Genomic DNA, 10,819 nt, shown 5'->3' with positions numbered 1-10,819 from the left:
GGGCACTTGGACCTGGGCATGCTTGATTTCCCTATCGAGCGTTTGAGGTGTCGGAATCTGCTGGAAGAGCGTCCGAGCGTCAACCCCGAGGGTGATGCAAAGCGTGTAGTTCCTGCAGCCGCGCGCGGGCCACATGGGTGTAGATCTGGGTGGTCGACAGGTCGCTGTGGCCGAGCAGCATCTGCACCACGCGCAAGTCGGCGCCGTGGTTGAGCAGGTGAGTGGCGAAGGCATGGCGCAGGGTGTGCGGCGACAGGCTCTTGTCGATACCGGCCACCAGCGCCTGGTGCTTGATGCGGTGCCAGAAGGTCTGACGGGTCATCTGCTCGCCGCGCAGGCTGGGGAACAATACATCGCTGGGACGCCCGCCGAGCAGTTCGTTACGGCCGTCACGCAGGTAGCGCTCAATCCACACCACCGCCTCTTCACCCATGGGCACCAGGCGCTCCTTGCTGCCCTTGCCCATCACCCGCAGCACGCCCTGGCGCAGGTTGACCTGATCGAGGGTCAGGCTGACCAGTTCGGTGACACGCAAGCCACAGGCATACAGCACTTCAAGCATGGCGCGGTCGCGCTGGCCGATCGGCTCGCTCAGGTCCGGTGCCTGCAGCAAGGCTTCGACGTCGGCTTCCGACAGGGATTTGGGCAATGGCCGCCCCAGTTGCGGCATTTCCACCTGCAGGGTCGGGTCAATGCCGATCAGTTTTTCCCGCAGCAGGTAGCGATAGAAGCCTCGCACCCCGGAGAGAAAACGCGCGGTCGAGCGTGGCTTGTAGCCCTGCTCCAGGCGCCAGGCCAGGTGATCGAGGATCAGTTCGCGCCCGGCATTGGGCAGCTCGACGCCCTGCTCCGTGAGCCAGCCGTTGAACAGCGCCAGGTCGCTGCGGTAGGAATCGCGGGTGTTGTCGGCCAGGCCCTTCTCCAGCCACAGGGCGTCCAGGAACTGATCGATAAGCGGATGTTCAATAGCGGGCATGACAACTCTGCGGCAAGCGACGAAAACGACGAATTGCCGCTAGTCTTCCATAACACTGCCGGCATAGGGAGCCCGAATGAACGAACAACAGATATTGCTGGCATTTGGCGGGATAGGTTTGGCAGCGCTGTGCTGCCAATGGCTGGCCTGGCGCCTGAAGCTGCCGGCGATCCTTTTCCTGCTGCTCAGCGGCATCCTCGCCGGCCCGTTGCTCGGCTGGCTCGACCCACAGGAACTGTTCGGCCCATTGCTGATGCCGTTGGTGTCGCTGGCGGTGGCGCTGATCCTGTTCGAAGGCAGCCTGACCCTGCACCTGTCGCAATGGAAAGACATCGGCAGCGTGGTGCAGCGCATGGTCACCCTCGGCGCGCTGTCGACCTGGCTGGTAATCACCCTGGCCACTCACTGGCTGCTGGGCTTCGACTGGCTGCTGGCAACCTTGTTCGGCACCCTGACCCTGGTGACCGGGCCGACGGTGATCGTGCCGATGCTTCGAGTGGTACGGCCCAAGGCAACGATCGCCAACATCCTGCGCTGGGAAGGCATCGTTATCGACCCGATCGGCGCGCTGCTGGCGGTGGTGGTCTACAGCTTCATCATCGCCAGCGCCGCCGGCGACGGCCTGAGCCATAGCCTGGTGACCTTTGCCGGGGTGATTGTCTGCGGCAGCGCGTTCGGCGTGGCCGGCGGCTGGCTGCTCGGCCAGGTGATGCGTCACCAATGGCTGCCGGAGTATTTGCACAACCTGGCGTCGCTGGCGGCGGTGCTGGGGATTTTCATTGGTGCCAACCAGGTGATGCATGAGTCGGGGCTGCTGGCGGTCACCCTCATGGGCATGTGGCTGGCCAACATGAAGGGCGTGGATGTCCGGCAGATCCTGCACTTCAAAGAGAACCTCAGCGTGCTGCTGATCTCCGGGCTGTTCATCCTCCTGGCCGCGCGTCTGGACCTCAATGCCCTGATCGGCCTGGGCCCGGCGGTGCTGGCCCTGCTGCTGATCATTCAGTTCGTGGCCCGGCCGCTTAACGTCGCGCTGTCGACCTTCGGCTCGCAATTGAACTGGCGCGAACGCGCCCTGCTGGCCTGGATCGCCCCGCGCGGTATCGTTGCCGCCGCGGTGTCGGCGATCTTTGCCATCCGCCTGGATGAAGCCGGGCATGAAGGCGCACTGCTGCTGGTGCCATTGACCTTCGCGGTGATCATCGGCACCGTGGTGCTGCAGAGCGCCACTTCGCGGCCCTTGGCACGCCTGCTCAAGGTTGCCGAACCTGCCCCCAGCGGTTTTTTGATCGTCGGCGCCAACCCGCCGGCCCGCGCTGTGGCCAAGGCTTTGCAACAGCTCGATTGCCGGGTGCTGCTGGCCGATTCCAGCTGGGAGAACATCCGCGCGGCACGCATGGACGGCTTGCCAACCTACTTCGGCCACCCCGCCTCGCAGCATGCCGATGCCCACCTGGACCTGGTAGGCCTGGGGCATTTGCTCGGGTTGTCACCGGCAGGTGAGCTCAACACCCTGGCCTGCACGCGCTTTCGCCACGACTTTGGCCCGCAGCGGCTGTTTGTCCTGGCCAGTGGCCTTGAGGCCAAGCGCAGCGACAAGCACCGCGCCAGCGATGAGCACCGCGGGCAGACGCTAGGAAGCCAGCCGCTGACCTACGGGCAGTTGGCCGGATTGCTGAACAATGGCGCCGAGCTCTATAGCACCAACCTCACCGAAGGCTTTGGCTGGGCGGACTACCAGGCCCTGCATGGCGAGCGGGCGATCTTGCTGTTTGCCCGCGATGGCAGTGGCTGGGTGCACGTGTTCGGGCCGGACAGCCTGCTCAAGCCCGGGCCTGGGTGGACGCTGGTGGCGTTGATTCAGCCGCAGTAGGAGCGGGCTTGCCCCGCGATAAGGCCGGTGAAGTCTACACATTATCGCGGGGCAAGCCCGCTCCTACAGGATGGTCAGAACCCGGGCAATACCGGCACCGGGCGCTTGTCTTCATCGATGGCGACAAAGCTGAACAGGCCATGGATGGCCTTTTCGCGACTGTCGCAGCTCATGCTTTCGACAAACACTTCGACCTCGACCTTGAGGCTGGTGTTACCCACTGTCGCCACCCGCCCGACCAGCTCGACGATGGAGCCGGCGGCAATCGGGTGCTTGAAGTCGATACGGTCGGTCGACACCGTTACCAGCGGCAAGCGGCAGAAACGCGTGGCAGCAATGAACGAGACTTCGTCCATCCAGGCCAGCGCGGTGCCGCCGAACAGGGTGTTGTGGTGGTTGGTGGTGGACGGGAATACCGCCTTGGTCACGCGGGTCACCGACAGTTCGGTGCGGCGCTCGATTTCCTGCTCTCTTGAGGTCATGGGCTTCACATTGGACGACAAATTTCAGACAACAAAAAAGCAGCCCGAAGGCTGCTTTTTTCGCATGGTGGCCGTAGCCACCGGTCAAGCTGTCCTCAGGACAGTTTTTCCTTGATGCGAGCGGCTTTACCGGACAGGTCGCGCAGGTAGTACAGCTTGGCTTTACGCACGTCACCACGACGTTTCACGGCCAGGCTGTCGATTTGCGGGCTGTAGGTCTGGAAAGTACGCTCAACGCCAACACCGTTGGAGATCTTGCGAACGGTGAAAGCACTGTTCACACCACGGTTACGCTTGGCGATGACAACGCCTTCGAATGCCTGCAGACGCGAACGATCACCTTCCTTCACTTTCACCTGAACGACGATGGTGTCGCCCGGGGCAAAGGTCGGGATCTCTTTGGTCATCTGCTCTGCTTCGAGTGCAAGAATGATTTTGTTGGTCATGCTGTGCTCCTAAGGTAAATCAGCTGGATTTACCATCGATACGTTAACTATCGTCCCGCTCACGGAGGTATTCCGCCAGCAGCTTCTTCTCTTCTCCAGAAAGTGAGCGACTTTCCAGAAGATCGACGCGTCGTTCATAGGTCCGCCCAAGGGACTGCTGTAAACGCCATCGCCGGATGTGTGCATGGTTGCCACTAAGCAACACGTCGGGAACACGCTGATCCGCATACACCTCAGGTCGGGTGTAGTGCGGGCAATCAAGCAGACCATCGGTGAAGGAATCTTCCTGCGCCGAGTCCGCATGCCCTAAAGCTCCAGGCAGCAGTCGTGTAACCGCATCGATCAGGACCATCGCCGGCAGCTCGCCGCCAGACAGGACATAGTCTCCAATCGACCACTCTTCATCGACATGAGCTTCAATAAAGCGCTCGTCGATGCCTTCATATCGACCGGCTATCAGAATCAACGATTCGTGCTTCGCCAGGTCTTTGACCGCCGACTGAGTCAGCTTGCGGCCTTGTGGGCTCAGGTAAATCACCTTTGCCGCCTCTCCGGTTGCCTGCCTGGCATTCACCAGGGCGTCTTCCAGAGGCTTGATCTTCATCACCATGCCCGGACCACCGCCAAACGGCCGATCATCTACCGTATGGTGACGATCTGTGGTGTAGTCCCGCGGGTTCCAGCAGGTCAGTTGCAACAACCCCTGTTTCACCGCGCGGCTGGTAATGCCGTACTCACTGATGGCCGAGAACATCTCGGGGAACAGCGTGATGACGTCTACGCGCAGGCTGGCCATTGCTTAGAAGTCCGCGTCCCATTCGACCCTCATTTCGCCTGCAACCAGGTCGATCTTCAACACGCATTGCTCGGTATAGGGCAACAGGCGTTCTCGATCATCCAGGCTGCCCGCGCAGGGCTTGACCACCATTACATCGTTCGCGCCGGTCTCCAACAGGTGATCAATCGTGCCGAACAGCTGTTCGTCCTGATTGATGACTTTCAGACCCACCAACTGGTACCAGTAGTACTCGTCGGCAGACAGGTTGGGCAAAAGGCTACGCGAGATACAAATCTCATAACCGCTCAGAAGACGGGCTTCATCACGATCGTCGAGGCCTTTGAGCTTGGCGACCAGGTCCTTTTGAGTGGAACGGCCACTGACCAGCTCGACCTGTTTTACCTTCCCTTCGTGCCGAAGCGTCCAGTTACGGTAATCCAACAGGTTTTCAATCGGATCGGTAAAGGAAAAGACCTTTACCTCGCCGCGAACGCCGTGAACCGAAAAAATCTTGCCAACGACGATCAGGTCATCAGCTTTTTCTGGCGTCGCGCTCATACTATTCAGGCAGCAGCCTTAGCAGCATCTTTCAGCAGTTTTGCAACGCGCTCGGATGGCTGTGCGCCAACGCTCAGCCAGTGAGCAACGCGGTCTTGTTTAACGGACAGGCGAACTTCCTGGCCACGAGCGATAGGGTTGAAGAAACCAACCTGCTCGATGTGCGAACCGGTAACCGGGTTACGCGAGTCGGTCACGGTCAGGGTGTAGAATGGGCGCTTTTTAGAGCCACCACGGGCAAGACGGATGGTTAGCATTGAACATCGTTCCTGTAGTCGGTGCTGCAAATCATAATGCACAGCGGGCACACGGGTGCCCGAAAGGCCGCATATTCTCAAGGAATACACGGACTTTTGCAAATGCCTTTTTACGCCAGGTAAAAAGGACAGCCTGCAGATCTGCGCTTCGTACAGCCTCTATATAAAGGCTGCGTTGTTCCCGCCGGGGCGGGAGTCCGATCGTCGGCCCGTTTCCAGGCCGCCGATGCGAATAGGGTTACAGTTTGGGCATGCCGCCGCCGGGCATCATGCCACCCAGGCCGCGCATCATCTTGGCCATGCCGCCTTTGGCAGAAAACTTCTTCATCATCTTCTGCATCTGCTTGTGCTGCTTGATCAGACGGCCGATGTCCTGCACCTGGGTGCCGGAACCAAGGGCGATACGGCGTTTGCGCGAACCGCTGATCAGCTCAGGGTCGCGGCGCTCGGCCGGGGTCATCGAGTTGATGATCGCTTCCATCTGCTTGAACTGCTTCTCGGCGACGCCCTGGGCGCTGCCCATCTGGGCCAAGTTGACACCGCCGATGCTCGGCAGCTTGTCCATCAGGCCGCCCAGGCCACCCATGTTCTTCATTTGTTGCAGCTGGTCGCGGAAGTCTTCGAGGTCGAAGCCCTTGCCCTTCTTCAGCTTCTTGGCCAGTTTGTCGGCCTTGTCCTTGTCGAGGGTCTGTTCGGCCTGCTCGATCAGGCTGAGCACGTCGCCCATGCCCAGGATGCGCGAAGCGATACGGTCGGGGTGGAACGGCTCGAGCGCGTCGCTCTTCTCGCCCATACCGATGAACTTGATCGGCTTTCCGGTAATGGCGCGCACCGACAGCGCGGCACCGCCACGGGCGTCACCGTCGACCTTGGTGAGGATCACCCCGGTCAGCGGCAGCGCATCGCCGAACGCCTTGGCCGTATTGGCGGCGTCCTGGCCGGTCATGGCGTCGACCACGAACAGCGTCTCGATCGGCTTGACCGCAGCGTGCAGGTCCTTGATCTCGGTCATCATTTCGGCGTCGATGTGCAGACGGCCGGCGGTGTCGACGATGACCACGTCGATGAACTTGAGCTTGGCTTCGCGGATCGCCGCCTCAGCGATGGCCACCGGCTTCTGGCTGATATCCGACGGGAAGAAGGTCACGCCGATGTCGCCCGCCAGGGTTTCCAGCTGCTTGATCGCCGCCGGACGGTAGACGTCGGCCGAGACCACCATCACGGTCTTTTTCTTGCGCTCTTTAAGAAAGCGCGCCAGCTTGCCGGCGGTGGTGGTCTTGCCCGCGCCCTGCAGACCGGCCATCAGCACTACCGCAGGCGGTGCGGCGTTGAGCGCCAGGTCTTCGTTGGCGGCGCCCATCAGGCCTTCAAGCTCAGCCTGGACGATCTTCACGAACGCCTGGCCCGGGGTCAGGCTGCGCGACACCTCGGTGCCGACCGCACGCTCCTTGACCTTGTTGACGAAATCCTTGACCACCGGCAGGGCGACGTCAGCCTCGAGCAACGCCATGCGCACTTCACGCAGGGTGTCTTTGATGTTGTCTTCGGTCAGCTTGGCCTTGCCGGTGACATGGCGCAGCGTCTGTGACAGACGGTCGGTCAGGTTTTCAAACATGGTGATCCTTTCGGGCTCTGTAGAACCGAGGTTTATCAGCTGCCTCTGGCGTATTCGGCCGGCCTTGGGCAGGGGCAGGCCGGCGATTATAACGAAGACTTGGCCCAGCGCACACCATGCCGTCGGCTGGCAGTCTTCCTAGGCGGGCGCGATCTATGCCAAACTCAGTCCCTTTCGGGCTTGCCTAACAGGACTTATGCTCCCCTTGTCACCCAGCTTGCTACCCAATCTCATCGCCGCCTGCCTGTATGCCGCCGCGACCTTCTATCAAGGCTCACGCCTGGCCCAGGGCACCAAGGCCGACAAACGCCTGCTCGGCCTGCTTGGCGCGCTGGCGGTCATTGCCCAGGGCACTGCGCTGTTCTGGCAACTGCTCACGCCCCTGGGCCTGAGCCTGGACTTCTTTAGCGCCGCCAGCCTGATCGCCACCGCGGTGATCGCCCTGACCCTGCTGGCCTGCCTGCGCATCCCGGTGGAGAACCTGCTGCTGTTGCTGTTCCCGCTGGGCATGGCCACGGCGCTGATCGCCCAGTTCGCGCCGTCGGGCACGGTGCCGCTGATCAACGAAGAGCCGGGCATCCTCGCGCATATCCTGCTGTCGATCCTGGCCTATGGCATGTTCACCATCGCCGTGGTGCAGTCCCTGCTGCTGCTGTTGCAGGATCACCAGCTCAAGCACAAGCACCCCTCCGGGCTGATCAAGAACTTCCCGCCGCTGCAAACCATGGAAAGCCTGCTGTTCGGCTTCCTCTGGGCCGGCTGGGGCCTGCTGTCGCTGTCACTGCTGTCCGGCTGGCTGTTCCTCGACAACCTGTTCGCCCAGCACCTGGTGCATAAAACCCTGCTGGCGTGCCTGGCCTGGATCGTCTTCAGCGTATTGCTGTGGGGCCGCACCCGCCTCGGCTGGCGCGGGCACAAGGCGATCCGCTGGACCCTGGCCGGCTTCTGCCTGCTGATGCTGGCCTATTTCGGCAGCAAGCTGGTACGCGAATTCATCCTGCATATCTGACGGGCACAGGTAAATGGACGCTCTGCCGTTAGGACCGCTACTCGGCGTATTGGCACTGGCACTGCTGTGGTCGGCGCTGTTCACCGCAGTGGACGCCGCCCAGCAGCAACTCAACGGTGGCCGGCGCAACCCGCAGACCGGCGAGCACCCCGAACTTGCCGTAACCCCTCAGGCCCTGGTGCTGTGCTCGACCCTGGGCAAGCTGCTGGTATTGGCCCTGGCCTGCCTGATGGGCCAGCGCTACAGCGGCGAGCACGGTTTCTGGCTGGCCGGCCTGGGCGCTGCCGCCGTACTTTTGATCGTTGCCGAATACCTGCCGCGACAGCTGGCCAGGCGCAATCCGCAGGCCTTCATCGGCCTGGGCAACAGCTTGCTCAAAGTGCCGCTCAAGCTGTTGCAGCCCCTGGCCTGGCTGCTCGATGGCTGCGCGCGGGTGCTGCTGCGCCCGTTCCGGGTGCAAAGCCATGCGGTAGCGCTGCACGACAACGACGACAGCGACAGCTACGCCGCCGACGAGCCGGATGCCGACCAGCGCCTGAACCTGCCGGAAAGCCTGCTGGCGCTGGACAAAATCACCGTCAACGACATCCTCGTGCCGCGCAACGATGTCGACGGCATCAACCTCGACGAGCCGATAGAGGCAATCATCGAGCAGTTGATCATCAGCCGCCACACCCGCCTGCCGGTCTACCACAGCGATATCAACCAGGTGGAGGCGATCCTCAATACCAAGCTGATCAGCCACCTGCTGCCCAAGGCCGAACTGACTCGCGACACCCTGCAGGCGGCCTGCTACGAACCCTACTTCGTGCCAGAAAGCACCCCGTTGCAGTTGCAATTGCTGAATTTCCACAAGCAGCAGCGGCGCCTGGGCGTGGTGGTCGACGAGTACGGTGAAGTGCTCGGCATCGTCACCCTGGAAGACATCCTCGAAGAAATCGTCGGCGAGTTCGAAGACGAACACAGCCTCGACAACCCGCATATCCACCCCCAGGCCGACGGGCGCTTTGTCATCGAAGGCAACGTGTCGATCCGCGAGCTCAACCGCACCCTGGGCTGGCACCTGCCCAGCGACGGGCCGAAGACCCTCAACGGCCTGGTCACCGAAGCCCTGGAAAGCATCCCGGCAAGCGCCGTGTGCCTGAAAATCGGCCGTTATCGCCTGGAAATCCTCGAAACCGAGGACAATTGTGCCAGCCGCATACTGGTCTGGACGCTCAAGCGCTAGCTATACTGGCCACACGCTTACCCAGCCCCAGCCGTCTCGCCCGCTACCCGCACCGGCGTCACACGGCCAGTCAGCCTGACTGAACATTGCGCGCAATAGCGGTACTGGTTCACACCCCGAGCCTTGCCCGCGCCCGCCCCCATCCCCAACGGGCGTATGTTTCGTCACGCGACCATAACAATTTGCTTCGGCGCACGCCCGTGCCTGCCTGTTCGTACCCGGCCGGCGGCGATGCCCATGGAGCTCTCGACTGACAGGGATAATCGCATGACCACCAGCAGCACCTACCCCGAAACCGCCCAGGCCAGCCCCGGCAACTCGCCGGCACGGGTTGCCACCGCCAGCTTCATCGGCACCGCCATCGAGTTCTACGACTTCTACGTGTACGCCACCGCGGCGGCGCTGGTGATCGGCCCGGTGTTCTTCCCACAGACCTCCGGCACCGCACAGATGCTCTCGGCGTTCCTGACCTTCGGTATCGCCTTCCTGGCCCGGCCCCTGGGTTCGGCGCTGTTCGGTCACTTTGGCGACCGTATCGGCCGTAAATCGACCCTGGTCGCATCCTTGCTGCTGATGGGCGTGTGTACCACCTTGATTGGCGTGCTGCCTGGCTATGACAGCATTGGCGCCTGGGCGCCGATCCTGCTTTGCGTGTTGCGCTTCGGCCAGGGGCTTGGACTTGGCGGTGAATGGGGCGGCGCGGCGTTGCTGGCCACCGAGAACGCGCCCAAGGGCAAGCGCGCCTGGTTCGGCATGTTCCCGCAGCTAGGCCCTTCGATCGGTTTTCTGGCGGCCAACGGCCTGTTCCTGACCCTGGCCATGCTGCTGACCGATGAGCAATTCCGCAGTTGGGGCTGGCGCATTCCGTTCCTGCTCAGCGCCGTGCTGGTGATGGTCGGTCTGTATGTACGCCTGAAGCTCGAAGAAACCCCGGTGTTCGCCAAGGCCGTGGCTCGCCACGAGCGGGTGAAGATGCCGGTGGTCGAGCTCTTCGCCCAGTACTGGGCCCCCACCCTGCTGGGCGCGGCGGCCATGGTGGTGTGCTATGCGCTGTTTTACATCTCGACGGTGTTCTCGCTCAGCTATGGCGTCTCGACCTTGGGTTACAGTCGCGAGACCTTCCTCGGCCTGCTGTGCTTCGCGGTGCTGTTCATGGCCCTGGCCACGCCACTGTCGGCCTGGCTCAGCGACCGTTACGGGCGCAAGCCGGTGCTGATTGTCGGCGCTGTGCTGGCCATTGCCTCGGGCTTTACCATGGAGCCGCTGCTGACCTCGGGTTCGACCACGGGGGTGGCATTGTTCCTGGCCATCGAGCTGTTTTTGATGGGCGTGACCTTTGCGCCGATGGGCGCCTTGCTGCCTGAGCTGTTCCCCACTCACGTGCGTTACACCGGGGCGTCGGCAGCCTACAACCTGGGCGGGATCGTCGGCGCCTCGGCGGCACCGTTCTTTGCCCAGAAGCTGGTGGCCATGGGCGGTTTGAGCTGGGTCGGCGGCTATGTCTCGGCGGCAGCTGTGCTGAGCCTGATTGCGGTGTTGTGCCTGAAAGAGACGCGCCACTCGGAGCTGTAAAATCATCGCGGGGCAAGCCCGCTCC

The 10,819-nt window shown here is 62.3% G+C and carries 11 protein-coding genes; 4 read left to right on the top strand and 7 right to left on the bottom strand.

Translation table 11 applies throughout. The features are described from left to right. Positions 1-79: 79 nt before the first annotated feature. Complete coding sequence (gene xerD, locus LOY34_RS05500) at positions 80-976, bottom strand: site-specific tyrosine recombinase XerD (RefSeq protein WP_195885794.1); 897 nt, start codon at positions 974-976, stop codon at positions 80-82. Positions 977-1,052: 76 nt separating this feature from the next. On the opposite strand from xerD, the gene LOY34_RS05495 reads away from it, so the two are divergent. Continuing rightward, complete coding sequence (locus tag LOY34_RS05495; protein WP_045196559.1) at positions 1,053-2,849, top strand: sodium:proton antiporter; 1,797 nt, start codon at positions 1,053-1,055, stop codon at positions 2,847-2,849. Positions 2,850-2,923: 74 nt separating this feature from the next. Here the strand turns inward: LOY34_RS05495 and LOY34_RS05490 are convergent, their stop codons facing one another. The 6 genes from LOY34_RS05490 to ffh form a co-directional block, all read right to left on the bottom strand. Next, positions 2,924-3,331 (bottom strand): acyl-CoA thioesterase, encoded by a 408-nt coding sequence (locus LOY34_RS05490; RefSeq protein ID WP_045196557.1) that lies wholly within the window; start codon positions 3,329-3,331, stop codon positions 2,924-2,926. A gap of 95 nt (positions 3,332-3,426) precedes the next feature. After that, positions 3,427-3,777 carry a 50S ribosomal protein L19 gene (gene rplS, locus LOY34_RS05485; protein ID WP_038996821.1) on the bottom strand — a complete coding sequence of 117 codons (351 nt, stop codon included), beginning with the start codon at positions 3,775-3,777 and terminating at the stop codon, positions 3,427-3,429. 43 nt (positions 3,778-3,820) lie between these two features. Beyond that, the gene (gene trmD, locus LOY34_RS05480) at positions 3,821-4,573 is read right to left on the bottom strand and encodes a tRNA (guanosine(37)-N1)-methyltransferase TrmD (RefSeq protein ID WP_045196554.1); all 753 of its coding nucleotides are present in this window, start codon (positions 4,571-4,573) and stop codon (positions 3,821-3,823) included. 3 nt (positions 4,574-4,576) lie between these two features. Beyond that, positions 4,577-5,113, bottom strand: a complete 537-nt coding sequence (gene rimM / locus LOY34_RS05475) for a ribosome maturation factor RimM (protein ID WP_093386845.1) — start codon at positions 5,111-5,113, stop codon at positions 4,577-4,579. A gap of 5 nt (positions 5,114-5,118) precedes the next feature. Continuing rightward, a complete protein-coding gene (rpsP, locus tag LOY34_RS05470) occupies positions 5,119-5,370 on the bottom strand; it encodes a 30S ribosomal protein S16 (RefSeq protein WP_028942918.1) in 252 nt (83 codons plus the stop codon). A 238-nt stretch (positions 5,371-5,608) separates the two neighbouring features. Further along, positions 5,609-6,985 (bottom strand): signal recognition particle protein, encoded by a 1,377-nt coding sequence (gene ffh, locus LOY34_RS05465; RefSeq protein WP_195885793.1) that lies wholly within the window; start codon positions 6,983-6,985, stop codon positions 5,609-5,611. Between the two features lie 196 nt (positions 6,986-7,181). On the opposite strand from ffh, the gene LOY34_RS05460 reads away from it, so the two are divergent. The 3 genes from LOY34_RS05460 (at position 7,182) to LOY34_RS05450 (ending at position 10,794) form a co-directional block, all read left to right on the top strand. Continuing rightward, positions 7,182-7,994 (top strand): inner membrane protein YpjD, encoded by an 813-nt coding sequence (locus LOY34_RS05460; protein WP_045196549.1) that lies wholly within the window; start codon positions 7,182-7,184, stop codon positions 7,992-7,994. A 13-nt stretch (positions 7,995-8,007) separates the two neighbouring features. After that, positions 8,008-9,222, top strand: a complete 1,215-nt coding sequence (locus LOY34_RS05455; protein WP_195885792.1) for a transporter associated domain-containing protein — start codon at positions 8,008-8,010, stop codon at positions 9,220-9,222. A 267-nt stretch (positions 9,223-9,489) separates the two neighbouring features. Beyond that, positions 9,490-10,794: an MFS transporter gene (locus LOY34_RS05450; protein WP_093386854.1), complete on the top strand. Its 1,305-nt coding sequence runs from the start codon at positions 9,490-9,492 to the stop codon at positions 10,792-10,794. Positions 10,795-10,819: the final 25 nt, after the last annotated feature.

Source organism: Pseudomonas sp. B21-009, assembly GCF_024749345.1.
Classification (GTDB): domain Bacteria; phylum Pseudomonadota; class Gammaproteobacteria; order Pseudomonadales; family Pseudomonadaceae; genus Aquipseudomonas.
The sequence above is the reverse complement of the archived record's forward strand: the minus strand, read 5'-3'. Positions and strand labels throughout refer to the sequence as shown.